The organism is Mycobacterium kyorinense, from assembly GCF_001672775.1.
In the GTDB taxonomy this organism is placed as follows: Bacteria; Actinomycetota; Actinomycetes; order Mycobacteriales; family Mycobacteriaceae; genus Mycobacterium; species Mycobacterium kyorinense_A.
In genome coordinates, this window is the sequence record NZ_LZKJ01000139.1 from 1 (window position 1) to 20093 (window position 20093).

A 20093-nucleotide genomic window follows, 5' to 3' on the forward strand; every position below is an offset into this window, starting at 1 on the left:
GATCGTGGCCATCGCGGTGAGCAGCACGATGTTCACCAGGCCGATCAGCACCGCGCCACCGAAGATCGTGCCGCTGGAGACGAGGTCGGCGCTGCTGCCGCTGGTGTTGTTCAGCAGGTCGCCGACGTTGCTGTTGAGCTTGCTCCACACGCCCATACCGCCGAGCACCAGGTACAGGAAAGCGACGGCGATCATCCAGACGAAGAACAGGGCCACCGACAGCACCAGCGACACCTTCAGCGTGCTCCATGGGTCGATATGCCGGATCTGCATGCTGGCCCGCACCGGCCCGCGCGACCGCGCCCCTACCTGAAGTCGGCTTGCCGGCCTACTCGGCTCCGAGGCCCGCGCGCTGTCAGGTGCGCGATCCGGCGGGGGTTTGCGCGGCGCCGACCGCGGCGGCGCGCCGGACAGGTCGGGGAGCTCACTGGCGTAGGCCTCGTTGTGGCGACTGTCCCCGCGGGCGGGCGGAGCATCCGCGTCATGCGCCGGCGCCTTCGGATGACTGGACTGCGTGGCAGAGCCGGCACCCGGCGCGGCTGTGCCCGAAATGAACCGAGTCAACCGGGCTTCGACGCCGGGGGAGTGCGCTGAGGACCGCGGCTCATGGTGCCCCGCCGACTCCGACGGGGGCCGGTGCTGCGGTTGCGACGGCCGCGCCCCGCCGCGCTGCCACGGCGGCACATCCCCGCTGTCGGGTCCCCGAGCAGGCGGACGGGCCTCCGATCGGTGTGAGCCCCCGCGGTCGGCCGAGCCATCCCCGTTGGGGTTGTCGCCCGATTCGGCGGGACCCGGCTCGTTCGATGAACTCACCCTGGCTCCTTTGGTATGCGCGCCTTGAGTCGCGTCGGGCAGGCTCCGACGCCCGGCTCCTTGTCGGGAACCAGGCTAGGTGCCTGCCTCCTCCGCGTCGTCGGTTACTGCGGCTTCTTCAGCATTGCGTGCGATGGCTAACAGTGTGTCGCCCTCGCCCAAGTTCATCAACCGAACGCCCTTGGTCTGCCGACCGGCCTTACGGACCTGCCGCGCCGCCGTACGGATCACCCCGCCGCCGGAGGTGATGGCATACACCTCGCTGTCGTCATCGACAATCAACGCCCCAACCAGCCTGCCACGACGCGAGTCGTACTGGATGGTGAGGATGCCTTTGCCCCCGCGGCCCTGAGCCGTGTACTCCTCGATCGCGGTGCGCTTGGCGTAGCCGCCGGACGTTGCCACCAGCAGATATGTGCCTTCCCGCACCACATTCAGCGAGAGCAGATAGTCGTCGGTGTTAAACCGCATGCCCTGCACACCGGAGGTGGCGCGGCCCATCGGTCGCAGCGCTTCGTCGGTGGCGGAGAACCGGATCGACTGCCCATTGGCCGAGACCAGCAGCAGATCCTCGTCGGCCGAACACAGCACGGCACCGACCAGTTCGTCGCCATCCCGCAGATTGACCGCGACAATTCCGCCGGACCGGTTGGAGTCGAAATCGGTCAGCTTGGTTTTCTTGACTAGGCCCTTGCGGGTGGCCAGCACCAGATACGGCGCGTCCTCGTAACTGCGAATCTGGATGACCTGAGCGATGCGCTCCTCCGGCTGGAAGGCCAACAGGTTCGCCACATGTTGTCCGCGCGCTGTCCGGGACGCCTCCGGCAGGTCGTAGGCCTTGGCCCGATACACCCGGCCCTGCGTGGTGAAGAACAGGATCCAGTCGTGGGTTGAGCACACGAAGAAGTGCCGGACGATGTCGTCCTGCTTGAGACCCGCCCCTTGGACGCCCTTACCGCCGCGCTTCTGGCTGCGATACAGGTCGGTCTTGGTGCGTTTGGCGTACCCGGTTTCGGTGATCGTGACGACGACGTCCTCGCGGGCGATCAGATCCTCGTCGCTGACATCGCCGTCGGCGGCCACGATCCGGGTGCGACGGTCGTCGCCGTGCTTGTCGACGATCTCTTTGAGTTCGTCGCGCACGATGCGGCGCTGCCGCTCCGGTTTGGCCAAAATGTCTTCCAGGTCGGCGATTTCGGCTTCAATCTTGGCCAGGTCGTCGATGATGCGCTGGCGTTCCAACGCAGCCAGACGGCGCAGCTGCATGTCGAGGATCGCCTGTGCCTGGATCTCGTCGACGTCGAGCAACTCGATCAGGCCCTGCCGGGCGATATCGACGGTTTCCGAGGCCCGGATCAACGCGATCACTTCGTCGAGCGCGTCGAGCGCCTTGACCAGACCGCGCAGGATATGGGCGCGCTCGTTGGCCTTGCGCAACCGGTAGGTGGTGCGACGCACGATGACGTCCAGCTGGTGGTCCACGTAATGGCGGATCAGCTGGTCGAGCCGCAGGGTGCGCGGCACACCGTCGACGATCGCCAGCATGTTGGCGCCGAAACTGGTCTGCAGCTGGGTGTGCTTGTAGAGGTTGTTCAGCACCACCTTGGCCACCGCATCGCGTTTGAGCTCGATGACGATGCGCAGCCCGACCCGGTCGCTGCTCTGGTCCTCGATGTTGGAGATGCCGGCGAGTTTGCCGTCGCGAACCTGCTCGGCGATCGAGGTAATGAAATTGTCGTGGTTGACCTGGTAGGGCAACTCGGTGATTACCAACGAGGTTCGGCCGCGGGAATCTTCTTCGATTTCAGCGACTCCGCGCATCCGGATCGAGCCGCGGCCGGTCGCGTAGGCGTCGGAAATGCCTTGGGAGCCGACGATCAACCCGGACGTGGGAAAGTCGGGGCCCTTGACCTTCTTGGTGACCGCCTTCAACGTCGCCTCTTCGTCGGCGTCGAAATTATCCAGGCACCAGAACACTGCTTCCGCCAGCTCGCGCAGGTTGTGCGGCGGGATGTTGGTGGCCATACCGACCGCGATACCGCCCGACCCGTTGGCGAGCAGGTTAGGGAACCGGCTCGGCAGTACCGTCGGTTCCTGCACCCGGCCGTCATAGTTCGGCGCGAAATCGACTGTCTCCTCGTCGATTTCGCGCAGCATCTCCATTGCCAGCGGAGTCAGCCGCGCCTCGGTGTTATGGCTGACAAACCCGTTGGTGATGAAAGCGTGGTCGTCAGTGTCGACCCGCAGGCTGTACACCGGCTGCACGCCGGCGTCGGTGACACTGGCGACTTTGGCGTAGTAGAACCGGCCATCGGTCAGCTCGGTCGCGATCGCTCGGACGTCAGGATCGGCGATGTGGGAAAGGATCTCTGCGCCGTCGCGGCGCCAGCGGGATAACCGATCGATGTTGTGACGATTCAGCCAATCCTTGTCGACCCAGCGGCTGCCGCAGTACCTGCGTATGAATCGCGCCAGCCCGGGGACGTGGTCGGTGTCCATGCCGGCACCCGGTGGCATGGACGACAGGATGCCGACGAGCTTCTCTTGCTTGGCGCCGCCGAAGCCGACTTGGCTGGCGAAGAGCTCGGCTTGAGCGCGGTTGGTGATGACGACCTTGTACTCGCCGACGGCGTGCCGGTAGCGCTTGGACACGACACCGAACTCCAGCAGCATTTGCTGCACGTCTTTAGCAAGCTGTTTGCTCCGCGTCGAGTAGGACACCTGGATTGTGTTGCGCGGCAGTGCTGAGCACGACCCGTCGCCCTCGAACAGCGCTTGTAGGAACACCCGCTTGACCGCGGCGGAGGAGTGCCACAGCCATTCCGGCACATACTTATTCGCCGATCGCTGGCCGCACAAGTCGCCGAGCCGTGACGTCCTCAGCGCGGTGAGGTTCTGGACATCCAGCTCGTGGAGTATCGAGCCGGAGCGGATTGTCCGCGCGGAAACATAGCGCTGGCCGCCCACGACCGCGTCGTACGCAGCAACGACGATGTCGAAGTAGCTGCGGTCGAGGTTATTGAAACCCGCACGCCTGTCCGAGACAAAGCCCTCGCTAATGAGAGCGCCGAGGAGAAGCGCTTCCATCGTCGGCTTCCAGTCGGCGGGGCCGAGTTCCAATGGCGGGGTCCGCTGTAGCACGACATGGTCGTCGGGGCGGATCTCTTCAATCAGCTTCCATAGCAGCGTCGGCACACCACCGACGTCGACCAGGCAAAGCAACGGGTGGTTGGCGGTACCGGTGACCTCGTAGCCTTCGGCAGTTCGCACGGTAAACGTTTCGTGCTCGCCTGAATGGAACAGACGGTCGGCAAGAACGGGGTCGCCGTGCCGGTCGATAACCTTTAACTCGAGAGCGTTATCGGAGTTGGGACGGGCGCCAGAAACGACGTCGCCGATCCGCACTGACTGCCCAAAGGGTAAGCGCACCAACGTATCTCCGGAGGTGCAGTACCGCATGGCCGCTGGCGGGTCGTTGCCGGGCGAGCCGAAGTTGCCTTGACCGTCGACCAGCGGGTAGCGCAGCGACCACGGCTGGGCCATCCGCACCAGGGTGTCGTAGATCGACGCGTCGCCGTGCGGATGGTAGTTGCCCATCGTCTCGGCAACGGAGCGCGCCGATTTCGCGTGACTACGGTCGGGGCGGAACCCGGAGTCGAACATCGCGTAGAGCACCCGGCGGTGTACCGGCTTAAGGCCGTCGCGCACTTCTGGCAGCGCGCGACCGACGATGACGCTCATCGCGTAGTCGATGTAGCTGCGCTGCATCTCGTGCTGGATGTCGACCGGCTCGACGCGATCGGCGGCGTCACCGCCCGGTGGCAGCGTGGTGTCTGTCATCAAATTCCCTTAAACGTCTAGGAAGCGAACGTCTTTGGCATTACGGGTGATGAAACTGCGGCGGGCTTCGACGTCCTCGCCCATCAGGATGGAGAACAGCTCGTCGGCCGCAGCCGCGTCGTCGAGGGTCACCTGACGCAACACTCGCACCGACGGGTCCATCGTGGTTTCCCACAGCTCCTTGGCGTCCATTTCGCCGAGGCCCTTGTAACGCTGGATGCCGTCGTCCTTGTTGATTTTCTTGCCGGCCTTCTGCCCGGCCTCGAGCAAGCCGTCGCGTTCCCGGTCGGAGTACGCGAACTCGGGATCGCTGCGCTGCCACTTCAGCTTGTACAACGGCGGCTGCGCCAAGAACACGTGCCCGTGTTCGATCAGCGGTCGCATGAAGCGGAACAGCAGGGTGAGCAGCAAGGTGGAGATGTGTTGACCGTCGACGTCGGCGTCGGCCATCAGGACGATCTTGTGGTAGCGCAGTTTGGTGATGTCGAATTCGTCGTGAATTCCGGTACCCAGCGCCGTGATGATCGCCTGGACTTCGGTGTTCTTCAACACCCTGTCGATACGGGCCTTCTCGACGTTGATGATCTTGCCACGCAACGGAAGGATCGCCTGAAACATCGAGTCGCGGCCGCTCTTGGCGGAGCCGCCCGCCGAATCACCCTCCACCACATACAGTTCCGACTTACGCGGATCGGTGGAGCGACAGTCGGCGAGCTTGCCGGGCAGCCCACCCAAATCGGTAGCGCTCTTGCGCCGCACCAGTTCTCGGGCCTTGCGGGCGGCGATGCGCGCCTGCGCCGACGACACCGCCTTGTTCACCACGGTCTTCGCGTCGCTGGGATTGGCCTCGAACCAGTGGGTGAGCTGTTCGTTGCAAACCTTCTGCACGAACGACTTGACTTCGGTGTTGCCCAGCTTCGTCTTGGTTTGGCCCTCGAACTGCGGTTCGCTGACTTTCACCGAAATCACCGCGGCCAGACCCTCGCGGATGTCATCGCCGGTGAGGTTGGGGTCTTTGTCCTTGAGCAGTTTCTTGTCTTTGGCGTACTTGTTCACCACCGAGGTCAGCGCCGCGCGGAAGCCCTCCTCATGGGTACCGCCCTCATGGGTGTTGATCGTGTTGGCGAACGTGTGCACCGACTCCGAATAGCCGGCGTTCCACTGCATGGCGATCTCGACCTCATGGCCCGTGCCCTTGCCGGAGAAATCGACGATGCTGCTGTGGATCGAATTCTTGGTGCGGTTGATGTGTTTGACGAAGTCGACCAGGCCACCCGGGTAATGGAAGGTGCGGTGCTTGACCTTCTGCGGAGCATTGCGCTCATCAGCCTGCTCACGCGCTGACTTCGGCGCTTCGGCCGTGTCGCTGACGACCTCGTCCACCACTTCCTCGGCGGCGACCCGTTCGTCGACCAGGTCGATGGTCAAACCCTTGTTGAGGAACGCCATCTCCTGCAGCCGCCGCGCCACCGTCTCGAAGTCGTATTCGGTGGTCTCGAAGATGTCAGGGTCGGCCCAGAAGCGCACCGTCGTTCCGGTCTTCTTGGTCTTCTCACCCTGCTTGATGGTCCCGGGCACCGAATGGTCGTAGAACTGCGCCCACTCGTAGCCGTCGCGGGAGATCTCGACCTCGAGGCGCGTCGACAACGCGTTGACCACCGAAACGCCTACCCCGTGCAAACCGCCCGAGACCGCGTACGCGCCGTCGTCGCCGCCGAACTTTCCGCCGGCGTGCAGCTGGGTCATCACGACGTCGACGGTGGGCATGCCCGTCGAGTGCATCGCTACCGGGATGCCGCGGCCGTCGTCGGTCACCTGGACGCCGCCGTCCTCGAGGATCTTGACGTCCACTTTGGAGGCGAAACCGGCCATGGCTTCGTCCACCGCGTTGTCGACGACCTCCCAGATAAGATGGTGCAGACCCCGCTCGCCGGTAGACCCGATATACATGCCCGGTCGTTTGCGAACGGCCTCCAGCCCTTCAAGAACCTGGATGTCCCCGGCGTCGTACGAATTGCGGGCCTTCTTCTGGGCAGCCACGGTCGGACAGCTCTCCTTGGGGTTAGCGTTGACGCGGTGCAGTTACCGCGCGCTGGTTCTCGGCCAGTCTACCGGTAAGAGCCGACAGCACCGACTCTGCGAGGGCGTTTCTACACAGCTATCCGGCTCGTGCGCGGAATTTTTCACGCTTGGTTGCGTCCTGACGCCTGCCAGACGAACTTGCTTCCTTCTGACGGCCGTGAGCCGATCGTTCCAACTCTCAGCCATAGGTGTCGCGCGGGCCTCGTCCGGCGATGTGCAGCGGGCCTTTCCGCCACGACGGAGCCGTCGGTCCGGTGATTTTCAGCGCGGTCACCACACCGTTTCCGACCTCCGCGGCGATTTTTGCTATCAGCTGGGCCTGCATGATCCGTAGCTGCGTCGCCCAGGCGGTGGATTCGGCCGACACACTCAACACCCCGTCGCGCAGCGCAGTCGGCGTAGCGTGTTCGGCGATCTGCGGACCCACCACCGTCGACCATTGCCCGAACACGGCTCCCTCGGCGACTTGTGCAGACCACCCCCGCTTCTTGGCCACCTCACGCGCCGCCCGGCCCAGCGGCTGCGGATCTCGAGTATCGGGGCCTGGCCCAGACCAGCGCCGGCGGCTGGAGCTGCCGGCTACGCGGCGCACAGCTGGGCCCAACGGCCGGCCGCGCCCGATGTCTTTGCCCTGACTCCGGGCAGCGCCACGGGCCTCCTCCAGGGTGCGCCTGACGAGGTCCATACCGGGTAAGCCGCGGAGGTGTTCCGGCGGACCCGACTCGGCGCCGGTCATGGTTGCACCACCGAGATGCGCCCGTCATCACCGTCGTGCAATGCGATAGTCACCTGGGTGGCATCCCAGTCATGGGGTATGTCGTCGGCGACTGCTGCGGTCACCAGGACTTGCTCCGCCGATGCCGCCGCGGCGGCCAAGGCTCGCCGCCGGGCCACGTCGAGTTCGGCGAACACGTCGTCGAGCAACAACACCGGCTCACCTCCGTCTGCGCGCAGTAATTCGTAGGAGGCCAGCCGCAGCGCCAACGCCATCGACCACGATTCCCCGTGGCTGGCAAAGCCTTTCGCGGGCTGATCACCGAGCCGCAACTCCAAATCGTCGCGGTGCGGGCCAACGAGCGACACCCCGCGTTCCAGTTCGGCGTCGCGCCGCCGGGACATCTCCGCCAACAAGGCGGTTTCGAGGAACCCCGTGTCGATGCCGTCGTCGGGGGAGGTATCGATACTGGTTCGGTAGCCGATCGAAGCCAATCGCGAACCGGGGGCCAACAGCTCGTAGGCCTTCTGGACCTCGGGGGCCAATTCGTTCACCAACTCCATCCGGGCCGCCATCAACTCGGCGCCGCGGGCGGCCAGATGTCCGTCCCAGACGTCAAGGGTGTCCAGCACCCCGCGATCATCTCGGTATCGAGCGCCGGCCGCGGACTTGAGCAACGCTGTGCGTTGACGCAAGACTTTGTCGTAGTCAGCCCGTACCCCCGCGATCCGCGGCCGGCGGACGGTGGCCAAGTCGTCTAGGTAGCGACGGCGGTCGGCGGGGTCGCCGCGGACCAGCGCCAAATCTTCGGGCGCGAACAGCACCGCACGTAAGACGCCCACCACTTCACGGGCACTGCGCACCGGCGTGCGATTGAGCCGCGCCTTGTTGGCGCGCCCAGCTGTTATTTCCAGGTCGACCGCGCATTCCCGGCCGTCGTTGACCACGATTGTCGACACCACCGCCCGCGACGCCCCCACCCGGATCAGCGGCGCGTCGGTGGCCACCCGGTGGGAATTCAGCGTCGACGAATACCACAGTGCTTCAACCAAATTCGTCTTCCCGTAGCCATTGGGGCCGACCAGAACCGTACGCCCGGGTCCCAATTCCAGGTCGGCATTTGCCCACGACCGAAAGTCGTGCAGGCCAAGACGACGCACGTACACGCGACCCCGCTAACCGGGCAAACGGACCGGCATCAACAAGTAGACGTAGTCGGTCACCACGGCAGGGAAGGGACCGTTATCGCTTGGCGCACCGTCATCGGATGCGGGCCGTAACACCGCGGGCCTGCTAGGCGTGGTAAAGCCAAACGAAACCCGTTCCGAATGCAGCGACCCCAGCCCGTCGGTCAGGTAGGTCGGGTTGAATGCGATCGTCAACGGCTCACCGGCGAACTCGACCGGCAGATCCTCTTCCGCGCGCCCGACGTCGTCGGCCCCGGCCGAAAGTCGCAGCGCATCCTCGCTGAATTCCATTCGGACCTGCGCGCCCCGATCGGCGACCAGCGCGACACGTTTGATGGCTTCGGTCAACTCGCTGACTCCGACCGTGGCCACCGCCGTATGTTCGGTCGGCAACAGCTGGCGGAACTTGGGGAACTCGGCATCCAGCAAGCGGGTGGTGCTGCGCTTGCCGTTACCGCTGATCCCGAGCAAGCCATCTTGACCGACTGCGGATCCCGCGCCCAACGACAACCGCACCTCCGAGCCGTCGGTACCGGTCTTGGCGGCCTCTGCCAACGTCTTGGCGGGCACCAGCACCGCGGCTTCAATATCGGGCGTGATCGCCGACCAGGAAAGCTCGCGAACCGCCAACCGGAACCGGTCGGTGGCAGCCAGCACCACCGTGTCACCGGAAATCTCCACCCGGATCCCGGTCAGCATCGGCAAGGTGTCGTCACGGCCGGCTGCGACGGCAACCTGGCCGATGGCTTCAGCGAACAGATCTGCCGACAACGCCCCGGTCTCTTCGGGTAGCGCCGGCAGCGTCGGATAGTCCTCAACAGCCATCGTCGGCAGCGAAAACCTGGCACTTCCGCACGTCAACGACACCCGGGTCCCGTCGACGTGGACGTCCACGGGTTTGTTCGGCAACGCCCGAGTGATATCCGACAGCAGCCTGCCGGATACCAAAACCGTTCCAGGAGAAGCGATTTCAGCGGCGAGTCGGACCTCCGCGGACACTTCGTAGTCGAATCCCGAAATGGTCAGCCCGTCGTCTGAGCCGGTCAGCAGTACACCGGCAAGCACTGGCACCGTGGGCCTAGAAGGCAGATTCCTCGCCACCCACGCCACCGCGTCGGCGAAGTCTTCCCGCACCAGGCGGAACTTCAAGTCAGTGAGGCCGACTCTGGTCGTCGTCGCCACGTCCATAGCGTCCCTTCATCACCTCGAACAAGGTTCATACTCAGCGGCTACTCCCCGGTGACGAACGCCTGTGCATGTAATCCGCCGCGACGGCCCTAACTGGCAGTCGAACAACAACCGTAGAGCGTCTGGCGCCATCTTGAAAGCTAATCGATCGCAATGACACTCGACGCGGCCGCGTTGGCATCCCACGTGTGGAACGGTGCTTCCCCAGGGATCTTTTCGAAGAACAAACTACGAAGAGATACCAGTAACAGTAGTAAGTCCTGTGCAGACTGGGGACGCCACGGCATCAGTGCTGCTGGGGGCGCCGATGGGCTGTGGATGATGCTGCGGACTGCTGTGGGGTTTGTGTGCAGCTGCTGGGGATCATGCGGCTTCTGCACGACATGCCGCAACGCGGCCGGCTCATGCAAACGGGTTGTTCACAGCTGCATACACAGCATCGGAGGCCAAAAAAATTTTCGAAAGTCAGCGCTTGGAGCGCTGGCGGATGCGGGTGGTGAGTTCTTTGACGTGATCGAAGACCTCACGTCGCTCGGCCATCTCGCCGCGAACCTTGCGCTCGGCGTACATGACCGTGGTGTGGTCTCGGCCGAATGCCTGTCCGATCTTGGGCAGCGACAGGTCGGTGAGCTCGCGGCACAGGTACATCGCGATTTGGCGGGACTGGGCCAGCGCGCGCGTCTTCCCCGGCCCGCGGAGTTCCTCGACGGTGGTATCGAAGTATTCAGCAGTGGCGGCCATGATCGTGGCGGCGCTGATCTGCATCGTGCTGGCATCGGCGATCAGGTCGCGCAGGACGATTTCGGCGAGTGCCTTGTCGATCGGAGTCTTGTTCAGCGACGCGAATGCGGTGACGCGAATCAGCGCGCCTTCCAACTCGCGAATGTTGCGTTCGATGCTGCTGGCGATCAGCTCGAGTACATCGTCGGGAACAGCCAGGCGTTCCATCTGCGCCTTCTTGCGCAGGATGGCGATGCGGGTCTCGAGCTCGGGCGGCTGCACATCGGTGATCAGCCCCCACTCGAAGCGGGTCCGCAGTCGGTCTTCCAGGGTTGCCAGCTGTTTGGGCGGGCGGTCGGAAGAGATCACGATCTGCTTGTTGGCGTTGTGCAGCGTGTTGAACGTATGGAAGAACTCTTCCTGGATGCCTTCTTTGCCTTCGATGAACTGAATGTCGTCGACGAGCAGCACGTCGACGTCGCGGTAGCTGCGTTTGAAGGCGACCTTGCGGTCATCGCGGAGTGAGTTGATGAAGTCGTTGGTGAACTCTTCGGTGGAGACGTACTTGACGCGCATGCCGGGGAACAGTCGCTGGGCGTAGTTGCCGGCCGCATGCAGAAGGTGCGTCTTGCCAAGTCCGGACTCACCCCAGATGAACAACGGGTTGTAGGCGCGGGCCGGGGCTTCAGCAATCGCCAGGGCCGCTGCGTGAGCGAACCGATTGGATGCGCCGATGACGAAGGTGTCAAACGTGTAGCGACGGTTGAGGCTGGTGCCGCCGGCAGCCGCCGCGTCGTTGCCGTTGGGCCGTTCGGTGAAGTAAGTCGGCCAGTTTGCGTGCGCGGAGGCGAGTGCTTCGCGATCGTCGTCGACTTCATCGGAGTCGTCCGGCAGCGCTATCGAGTCTGGCTCGTCGTCGGGCGGCGGGGCGATGCGCACACCGAGCTCGACCTGTTGTCCGAGCCGCCGGCTCAGCGCATCGGTGATTTGGCTGCGGAGATGCCGCTCGATCTCGTTTTGCACGAAGCCGCTGGGGACCGACAGCAGAGCAAAGCCTTCGACGATCGTGAGCGGCTGCACCAGGTTCAGCCAGGCCTTTTGCTGGGGTGTCAGCGGTGTGAGGAAGGGTTCGCCGTTGCTGGGGGTGTCGTCGGGGTGGCTTTCGCCGTTGAGCTCAGAGACAACCGCGTTCCAGACGTTCGCAAAACCTGCACCGGGATCATCGCTCAACGACGGATCCCCCTGCTTCGAACTCGAGATACAACCACTAATCGCGCCGACGAACTGTCCACATAGTTATCCACAGGTGTGGACAGGAGGGTCGTCATCGCGGCACTATCTGTCGGCGACGGCATGCGAAATCGGCGCTGTCGACAGCCAGCATTAGGTTGCCTGGGCAGTGGGCCGAACCGCCATCCTCGCTACGTTGTCGGGGACCGTTCCGGTCTGGAACAGCTTGAAAACTGCACCGCCCGAAGCTAACAGTTTTCCGTGCAAGTGCCAACCATTCCGCAACATTCGCCGGCGACCCGATGAGATTGCGACGAGCGCCGTGGCGGGTGTGAAAACAGTGAAGAATTGAGCTCGGGTTGGGTCCCGGACGGGAGCGACCCTCGGGGTGGGGGGCGGTCGCGCGGGAGCAGGTTTGACCCGGAGAGGCCTCGTCAGTACCCTCGAACAGTCGCCCGAAAGTCGGCGATACGGCAGCGATCCGGGACATCCGCCCGGGGCCCGCGCCGGTTACCACCGAGACACAGAGCCTACCGAAGGCTTCGTGCGGGCGATCGCGTCCGACCCACATCACTAAGTGGGCAGAATGCGATGCCAGATGCGACGAGGAGAGAGCCGTGGCGAAGGGCAAGCGGACCTTCCAGCCGAACAACCGGCGTCGGGCCCGCGTGCACGGCTTCCGGCTGCGGATGCGCACCCGGGCCGGGCGCGCGATCGTTTCCAGCCGGCGTCGCAAGGGGCGCCGCTCACTCACTGCCTGACCCTTCCCCAGGTGTCAGAGCGGTGCTTCCCGCGCGCAACCGCATGACGCGGTCCGCAGATTTCGACGCGACGGTCAAGCACGGACGGCGAGCCGTGCAACCCGACGTCGTAATCCACGCCCGGCAGGGTCCGCCCGCGCCGTCGGCGAAGATCGGGTTGATCATCGCGAAATCGGTTGGCTCCGCAGTGGAACGGCATCGGGTGGCGCGCCGGTTGCGGCATGTGGCGCGAGCGGTGTTACCCGACTTGGACGATGTTGACCAGGTGGTGATCCGCGCGCTGCCCAGCAGTCGGCATGCGATCTCGCCGCGGCTAGAGCAGCAACTGCGCACCGGGTTAGAGCGGATCCGCCAGGCGACAGGACCAGGGCGGTGAAGGCGGTGACCAGCCGACTCGGCAGGACCGGCGCGATGACAGCACGCGGGCTGATCTTCTTGATCCAGCTGTACCGGCATATGGTGTCGCCGCTGCGACCGGCGACCTGCCGGTTCATCCCGACCTGTAGTCAATACGCCGTCGAGGCGCTGGCCGAATACGGCCTGCTGCGGGGGAGCTGGCTGGCTGCAGCCCGGCTGGTGAAGTGCGGACCATGGCATCGGGGAGGATGGGATCCGATACCTGAGCGCCGGACAGTTCCGGCCCAGATGGGGCATGCCAACGGCGCCCCAGTGAAGCAAGGGGAGAGTGCGTCCGTTGTCCTTTGATCTGTTCAGCCTGGACATCTTCTACTACCCGGTGTCCGCGATCATGTGGGTCTGGTACAAGGCGTTTGCCGCGGTGCTGGGCCCCTCGAACTTCTTCGCATGGGCGCTGTCGGTGATGTTCCTGGTGTTCACCCTGCGCGCAATCCTCTACAAGCCGTTCGTCCGGCAGATCCGCACCACCCGTCAAATGCAGGAGCTGCAGCCACAGATCAAGGCGCTGCAGAAAAAGTACGGCAAGGATCGCCAGCGGATGGCGGTGGAGATGCAGAAGCTGCAACGCGAGCATGGCTTCAACCCGATCCTCGGCTGCCTACCGATGCTGGCCCAGCTCCCGGTGTTCCTCGGGCTGTATCACGTGCTGCGCTCGTTCAACCGGACGACGGGCGGGTTTGGGCAGCCGCACTTGTCGGTGGCCGAGAACCGGGCTACCGGCAACTACGTGTTCACCCCGGCGGATGTCGCGCATTTTCTGGACGCCAACCTTTTCGGCGCGCCGATCGGCGCGTTCATGACCCAGCGCACCGGGTTGGACGCGTTCACCGAATTCAGTCGCCCAGCCGTCATTGCGGTGGGCCTGCCGGTGATGATCCTCGCGGGGGTGGCAACCTACTTCAACAGCCGTGCGTCGGTTGCCCGACAGAGTCCCGAGGCCGCAGCCAATCCGCAGACCGCGATGATGAACAAGCTTGCGCTGTATGTCTTTCCGCTCGGTGTGGTGGTCGGTGGGCCATTCCTGCCGCTGGCCATCATCCTGTACTGGTTTTCCAACAACATCTGGACCTTCGGTCAGCAGCACTACGTGTTCGGGATGATCGAAAAAGAGGACGAAGCGAAAAAGCGCGAGGCATTGGAGCGCCGTGCGGCCAATGCGCCGGCGCCCGGCGCCAAGCCGAGGCGCCCCGCTAAGTCTGCGCCGGGCGGTGCAGCGGAGTCGGCGAAGGCCGCGACCGAGGAAGCGCCAGCGGCGTCGAGCGCCGAACCCAACGGTGAGGCAACCGACTCCAACCGGTCGAAGGCCAAAGCGGGTAAGGCCAATCAACCGACGCGCGATGGCAATTCGCCCAGCCGGACGCCGCGTCCGGGGGCCAGACCGAAAAAGCGGAAACGGTGACCGCGCTGCGTGACGATTGACGGCAACGAACAACACCACCGCAGGACTTGTGAACTAGCCGGGTGAAGAAGCAGCCCCTGGCGGACTGGAAGAGAAAGAGGCAGGCATGACCGACGCCGACACAACCGAACGCGAAGCCAACGAAGAACTGGTGCAGGACGATACGACCGCGGAAAGTGGGGCCGAAGCGGACGCGGATCTGGAGGAGAGGCTGGTTGCCGAGGGCGAAATCGCGGGCGACTATCTCGAAGAGTTGCTGGACTTGTTGGACTTCGACGGCGACATCGACCTCGATGTCGAGGGCAGCCGGGCCGTGGTCAGCATCGACGGCAGCGACGACCTGAACAAACTGGTGGGCCGCAAGGGCGAAGTCCTCGACGCGCTACAGGAGCTGACGCGGCTGGCGGTGCACCAAAAGACCGGTGTGCGCAGCCGCCTCATGCTCGACGTCGCCAGCTGGCGCCGGCGGCGTCGCGACGAGTTGGCGGCGCTCGGCGATAAGGTCGCTCGACGCGTGCTCGAGAGCGGGGAGCGAGAAGAGCTCGCACCGATGACGCCGTTCGAACGAAAGATCGTCCACGACGCGGTAGCGGCAGTCCGCGGCGTTCGCAGCGAAAGCGAGGGCATCGAACCGTCGCGACGGGTCGTCGTCCTGCCCGAGTGACGACGCCCGGGAAAGTTACAGGCGTGTAGTTCGCGGCGCGGCCCAGGCCCCAGAACCGGAGGAATGTTTCACGTGAAACATGTCGACGTGGCCGCGCCGCCGCCGGCCGCCGCGACAATTTTCGGTCCTCGGCTCGCCGTCGCTCAGCGCTATGCCGAACTGCTGGCGGGAGCCGGCATCGAATGGGGGATGGTCGGGCCGCACGAGGTCGACCGGCTCTGGGAGCGCCACCTTCTCAACAGCGCGGCGGTCGCGGAGCTGCTAGAACCCGGGGAACGACTCGTCGACATCGGCAGCGGCGCTGGCCTACCAGGACTCCCGCTCGCGATCGCCCGACCCGACCTGCAGGTGGTGTTGGTCGAATCGCTGCAACGCCGGGTTGATTTTCTGCAAGCGGTTGTGGCCGAACTCGGACTCGATGTCGAAGTGGTGCGCGGGCGGGCGGAGGAGGCGGCGGTGCGCGATCGCGTCGGCGGCAGCGACGCCGCAGTGTCCCGAGCCGTCGCGGCGTTGGACAAGCTGACTCGGTGGAGCCTGCGGCTGGTGCGCCCGGGCGGCCGGATGTTGGCCATCAAAGGAGAGCGGGCCGACGAAGAAGTCTCGCGGCACCGGCGTGTGATGAGCGGGTTAGGCGCCGCGAATGTGAGGGTGGTGAAATGTGGCGTGAACTACTTGACTCCGCCCGCAACCGTGGTGGTGGCGCAGCGCGGAACGCCGACGCCGTCGAGGCATCGGCCGCGCCCGCCGTCGCACCGGTCCAACCGGGACAAGAGGGAGGCGTTATGACCGCGCCACGCGGACCGGCTGCGCGCGACTCCGGAGCCACCCGGGCGGCAGCGTCGAATGTTTCACGTGAAACGTCGTCGGAATTCGACACCCCGATCGGGGCTGCCGCAGAGCGAGCCATGCAGGTTCTGCACACCACGCATCCGCGATTGCAGCGGCCCGCCAACCGCCGACTGTTCACCATCGCCAATCAGAAGGGCGGGGTCGGGAAGACCACGACAGCGGTCAACCTCGCGGCGGCCCTGGCCATCCAAGGCCTCAAAACGCTTGTCATCGACCTCGATCCGCAAGGCAACGCTAGCACGGCGCTGGGGATCGCCGAGCGCCACTCCGGCACCCCGTCGTCCTACGAGGTGCTGCTCGGCGAAATCCCGCTGCGTGACGCGCTGCGGCGAAGCCCCCACAGCGAGAGGCTGTACTGCGTACCGGCCACTATCGACTTGGCCGGCGCCGAAATCGAGTTGGTCAGCATGGTGGCCCGGGAGAACAGATTGCGGACCGCGTTGGCCGAGTTGGATAACACCGACTTCGACTACGTCTTTATCGATTGCCCGCCGTCGCTGGGGCTGCTGACCATCAATGCGCTCGTCGCCGCTCCCGAGGTGTTGATACCGATCCAGTGCGAGTACTACGCCCTGGAGGGAGTGTCGCAGTTGATGAACAACATCGAGATGGTGAAGGCGCATCTGAACCCACGCCTGGAGGTGACCACCGTCGTCCTCACCATGTACGACGGTCGGACCAAGCTTGCCGATCAGGTCGCCGACGAAGTACGGCGGTACTTCGGCAGCAAGGTCTTGCGGACGGTGATCCCGCGCAGCGTCAAGGTGTCCGAAGCGCCCGGCTACAGCATGACCATCATCGATTACGATCCCGGTTCGCGGGGGGCCATGAGCTATCTCGACGCCAGCCGTGAACTCGCCGAGCGCGACCGACCACCATCCGCGAAGGGACAAGCACGAGCCGCCGGCGACGATGCAGAACGAAGTGATGAGGAGCGGCACACATGACTCAGCCGTCACGACGGAAAGGCGGCCTGGGCCGCGGTCTGGCCTCGCTGATCCCGACCGGGCCATCGGAAGGCGAAACCGGGACGACCGACCTGGGACCACGGATGGGTGCGGCAGCTGCCGATGTGGTGCTCGGCGGCCCGACCGGCGCGGCGCCGGCCGGCATGGGCGCGGTGTACCGAGAGATCGACCCGGCGCTCATCGAGCCGAATCCGCGCCAACCCCGGCAGGTTTTCGACGACGAGGCGCTCGCCGAACTGGTGCACTCGATCCGCGAGTTCGGTCTCATGCAGCCGATCGTGGTCCGGGCGCTGGACGCGACGACGGATGGCCCGCGCTATCAGCTGGTGATGGGGGAGCGGCGGTGGCGCGCCGCCCAGGAAGCCGGAATGACGGCCATCCCGGCGATCGTGCGGGAGACCGGCGACGACAATCTATTGCGCGATGCGTTGTTGGAGAACATCCACCGCGTGCAGCTGAACCCGCTGGAAGAGGCGGCCGCCTACCAGCAGCTGCTCGACGAGTTCGGTGTCACCCACGACGAACTCGCCGCCCGGATCGGACGATCCCGTCCGCTGATCACCAACATGATCCGGCTGCTGCGTTTGCCCATCGCCGTCCAGCGACGCGTTGCAGCCGGCGTGCTGTCAGCAGGCCACGCCCGGGCGCTGCTGTCGCTGGAGGGCGGGTCGGACGCTCAAGAAGAACTTGCCGCCCGGATCGTCGCCGAGGGTCTGTCGGTGCGCGCCACGGAGGAAGCGGTCACCCTGGCCAATCGCGGTGACGCCGGCAAGCCGACACCGCCGCGGCGCAAGCCAATTCAGATGCCGGGACTTCAAGATGTTGCTGAGCGGCTGTCGAGTGCCTTCGACACGCGGGTCACGGTCAGCCTCGGCAAACGCAAGGGCAAGATCGTCGTCGAGTTCGGGTCGGTGGACGATCTGCAGCGGATTGTGGACCTGATGAATTCGTCGAATCCGTGAATCACCACCCGCAGTAGTTACGTCACTGTGACATTGCCGTGACCGGGGCCGCAGATCAGCGCGGCGATCGAGCCAATCATGCTGTGCGCCAGCATCTTTCATTCGCATGCCGGCTGCTACGGCGTATCCGTGTCGATACCCGCCCGGCGGGGGCCGATTCTCTTATCCTGGGTACGTCAATTGCGTCTGTCAGCTCCGCGACGATGCGGGCCTGCTCGGGGTACTCTCGCCTGCGAGGGGGCGGGGTACTACCCGATCGCGAGGAAGCCCGATCACCATGGCGGCGCCGCACCAAGGTCCAGGAGTCTAGTGTCAGCTCGAATCACGCCGCTGCAGCTCGAGGCGTTCGAGCAGCTTCCCAAGCATGCGCGTCGGTGCGTCTTCTGGGAGGTGGACCCGGCGACTCTGGGCAAAGAAGAGCATCTCGCCGACCCGGAATTCGAGAAGGAAGCCTGGCTGTCGATGGTGATGCTGGAGTGGGGCTCGTGCGGCCAGGTCGCGATGGCGATTCCGTCGGAGTCTGGCCCGAGCGAACCGCCGTGCATGGGCTACGTACTTTATGCGCCGCCGCGGGCGGTGCCCAGGGCGCGCCGCTTTCCCACGGCCCCGGTGTCGGCTGACGCAGTGTTGCTCACGTCGATGGGTGTCGAGCCGGGGCGCAATGCCGACGACTTGCCCTACAGCCTCATTGCGCGAGTGGTCGACGAGTTGATGCGCCGCGGAGTCCGGGCGCTGGAGGCCTTCGGCCGCACCTCTGAGGTCGCGGAGCTGCTCACCTCGCAGGCTGCCGACCCTGATCTGCGGCCGGTGCTGGAGGCGCTGGGCGATTGTTCGGTCGACCACTGTGTGATCGGCGCCGACTTTCTGCGTGATGCGGGTTTCGTTGTGGTGGCACCGCACCGCTACTTTCCGCGGCTGCGACTCGAGCTGGACAAGGGCCTGGGCTGGAAGGCGGAGGTTGAAGCGGCCCTCGAACGGCTACTCGAGAATGCCCAGCTGCAGCAGCCGGTGGCAGCCGGCTCCTCGATTACGAGCCGCTGAGCCTGCTGGCCTGTTCCACCGACAACTCGTGAGCAAGCAGCTCGGCGAAAGTGAAAGTGCCGGTGGGCCGGTCGTTTTTGCCTAGCAGATACAACCGCTTGACCGCGGCGAGAACCCCTTCGGCGATCGCATCTCGGGTCTGCGTCGTGACCAGCATGCCGCGATCATGCGGGTTGGTGATGTAGCCGACGTCGACCTGAACCGTCGGCATCCTGGTCAGCCGCAGCAGGTCCCAAGTGCGCCCGTGGGTGCGACAGTCACGTAAACCGGTACGCGCCACCACTTCTCGCTGAATGAAGTCGGCGAGGTTGCGACCGATCGTGGATACCGAGCCGTGCGAATTACCGAAGTGGAAAGAAGCCACGCCGTTAGCCGAGGGGCTGGTCTGGGTGGCGCAGCGCAGGCTGATCATCAGGTCGGCGCCGACGGCGTTGGCGGTGGCGGCGCGTTCGGCGTCCGACGGGCTGCGGTTGGGTGGCCGCGACAGAAATGTCTCCATGCCGATGGCCGTCATCCGGCCTTCGAGCCGACTTGCCAAGTCCCACAGGACATCCGCTTCACTGATCGGCCCCGCAGCGTCGTGCGCGAGCAGCCCGTGGTCAGCACCGCCACGCCCCGGGTCGATGATGATCCGCTTGCCCGACAGCTTCGGGCCAGAGCTACGCACCAGCTCTTCCTCGCGGATGGCGTGCGGCGATCCGCCGCTAACTCGCGCGGAGAGAAAGTACAAGGAACGCAACGTTTCTGGGCCGCAGATGCCGTCGGCGTACAGTCCGTACTCGCGTTGGTATGACATCAAAGCGTTGTGTGTCTGCAGCCCGAAGTAGCCGTCGACCAAGCCGGTGTAGAAGCCAAGGTCCTGCAACCGAGATTGCAGCGTGGCGACGTCGTCACCGTACATCGGTGCGCCGAATTGGTGATGCAGCGTGCGGGCGCCGAGCCGATAGGACGCTTCTTTCAGCGCGCGGTAGGTAGCCTCGCCGACGGCGCCGTCCACCAATAGGCCGCGGTGCTGCTGGAATGCCCGGACTGCCTGATCGAGCTCCTCGTCGAACAGGTCGAGGGCGATGTGTTGGCCGGTGGTGATGTCCTCATCGGGACTGTGTAGATGGCCCAGCGCGGCCAGCGCAGCCCGGATCTCGGTGACCGCTGCGCTGCGGTCACCACAGCGCAGCGCGTCGCCGGCACCGCGGTGCGGAGTCGACATTCCAGGGGGCCTCCGGTAAGCCAGTGTGAATATCCCTGCCAGGGCTCGAC

Annotated in this window: 17 protein-coding genes; 9 read left to right on the forward strand and 8 right to left on the reverse strand. The window is 65.0% G+C overall.

The annotated features are described in order from the left end of the window. From A5707_RS23375 to dnaA, 7 genes are all read right to left on the reverse strand, one after another. On the reverse strand, positions 1-813 hold an 813-nt coding region (locus A5707_RS23375), incomplete at its 3' end, for a DUF3566 domain-containing protein (protein WP_082969482.1). 75 nt (positions 814-888) lie between these two features. After that, positions 889-4653 carry an intein-containing DNA gyrase subunit A gene (gene gyrA / locus A5707_RS15215; RefSeq protein WP_065015294.1) on the reverse strand — a complete coding sequence of 1255 codons (3765 nt, stop codon included), beginning with the start codon at positions 4651-4653 and terminating at the stop codon, positions 889-891. Between the two features lie 9 nt (positions 4654-4662). Next, positions 4663-6693 carry a DNA topoisomerase (ATP-hydrolyzing) subunit B gene (gene gyrB, locus A5707_RS15220; RefSeq protein ID WP_065015295.1) on the reverse strand — a complete coding sequence of 677 codons (2031 nt, stop codon included), beginning with the start codon at positions 6691-6693 and terminating at the stop codon, positions 4663-4665. Positions 6694-6913: 220 nt separating this feature from the next. Beyond that, entirely contained in the window at positions 6914-7471 is a 558-nt protein-coding gene (locus tag A5707_RS15225) for a DUF721 family protein (protein WP_065015296.1), read from the reverse strand. Then, positions 7468-8616, reverse strand: a complete 1149-nt coding sequence (recF, locus tag A5707_RS15230) for a DNA replication/repair protein RecF (protein WP_065015297.1) — start codon at positions 8614-8616, stop codon at positions 7468-7470. The genes A5707_RS15225 and recF overlap by 4 nt, the downstream gene beginning before the upstream one ends. 9 nt (positions 8617-8625) lie before the next feature. Beyond that, positions 8626-9825 carry a DNA polymerase III subunit beta gene (gene dnaN, locus A5707_RS15235; RefSeq protein WP_065015298.1) on the reverse strand — a complete coding sequence of 400 codons (1200 nt, stop codon included), beginning with the start codon at positions 9823-9825 and terminating at the stop codon, positions 8626-8628. Positions 9826-10290: 465 nt separating this feature from the next. Beyond that, the gene (gene dnaA / locus A5707_RS15240) at positions 10291-11775 is read right to left on the reverse strand and encodes a chromosomal replication initiator protein DnaA (protein ID WP_065015299.1); all 1485 of its coding nucleotides are present in this window, start codon (positions 11773-11775) and stop codon (positions 10291-10293) included. 617 nt (positions 11776-12392) lie between these two features. Here dnaA and rpmH point away from each other — a divergent pair. The 9 genes from rpmH (at position 12393) to A5707_RS15280 (ending at position 18836) form a co-directional block, all read left to right on the forward strand. Then, the gene (rpmH, locus tag A5707_RS23380) at positions 12393-12536 is read left to right on the forward strand and encodes a 50S ribosomal protein L34 (RefSeq protein ID WP_081968348.1); all 144 of its coding nucleotides are present in this window, start codon (positions 12393-12395) and stop codon (positions 12534-12536) included. 22 nt (positions 12537-12558) lie between these two features. Next, positions 12559-12912 (forward strand): ribonuclease P protein component, encoded by a 354-nt coding sequence (rnpA, locus tag A5707_RS15245; protein WP_082969478.1) that lies wholly within the window; start codon positions 12559-12561, stop codon positions 12910-12912. Between the two features lie 35 nt (positions 12913-12947). Further along, on the forward strand, positions 12948-13241 hold the full coding sequence (gene yidD, locus A5707_RS15250) for a membrane protein insertion efficiency factor YidD (protein ID WP_065015333.1): 294 nt from the start codon (positions 12948-12950) through the stop codon (positions 13239-13241). A gap of 43 nt (positions 13242-13284) precedes the next feature. After that, positions 13285-14352: a membrane protein insertase YidC gene (gene yidC / locus A5707_RS15255; RefSeq protein ID WP_232000730.1), complete on the forward strand. Its 1068-nt coding sequence runs from the start codon at positions 13285-13287 to the stop codon at positions 14350-14352. Positions 14353-14458: 106 nt separating this feature from the next. Beyond that, complete coding sequence (locus A5707_RS15260; protein ID WP_065015301.1) at positions 14459-15016, forward strand: protein jag; 558 nt, start codon at positions 14459-14461, stop codon at positions 15014-15016. Between the two features lie 63 nt (positions 15017-15079). After that, positions 15080-15802 carry a 16S rRNA (guanine(527)-N(7))-methyltransferase RsmG gene (gene rsmG / locus A5707_RS15265; RefSeq protein WP_065015302.1) on the forward strand — a complete coding sequence of 241 codons (723 nt, stop codon included), beginning with the start codon at positions 15080-15082 and terminating at the stop codon, positions 15800-15802. Then, positions 15799-16812, forward strand: coding sequence for a ParA family protein (locus A5707_RS15270; protein WP_065015303.1), 1014 nt, complete (start codon positions 15799-15801; stop codon positions 16810-16812). The genes rsmG and A5707_RS15270 overlap by 4 nt, the downstream gene beginning before the upstream one ends. Then, positions 16809-17795 carry a ParB/RepB/Spo0J family partition protein gene (locus A5707_RS15275; protein ID WP_065015304.1) on the forward strand — a complete coding sequence of 329 codons (987 nt, stop codon included), beginning with the start codon at positions 16809-16811 and terminating at the stop codon, positions 17793-17795. Before A5707_RS15270 ends, A5707_RS15275 begins: the two co-directional genes overlap by 4 nt. Before the next feature lie 309 nt (positions 17796-18104). Next, positions 18105-18836, forward strand: coding sequence for an acetyltransferase (locus tag A5707_RS15280; RefSeq protein WP_065015305.1), 732 nt, complete (start codon positions 18105-18107; stop codon positions 18834-18836). Here the strand turns inward: A5707_RS15280 and A5707_RS15285 are convergent. Then, positions 18823-20043, reverse strand: a complete 1221-nt coding sequence (locus tag A5707_RS15285) for an N-acetylmuramoyl-L-alanine amidase (protein WP_065015306.1) — start codon at positions 20041-20043, stop codon at positions 18823-18825. The two genes, A5707_RS15280 and A5707_RS15285, sit on opposite strands and share 14 nt — an antisense overlap. Positions 20044-20093: the final 50 nt, after the last annotated feature.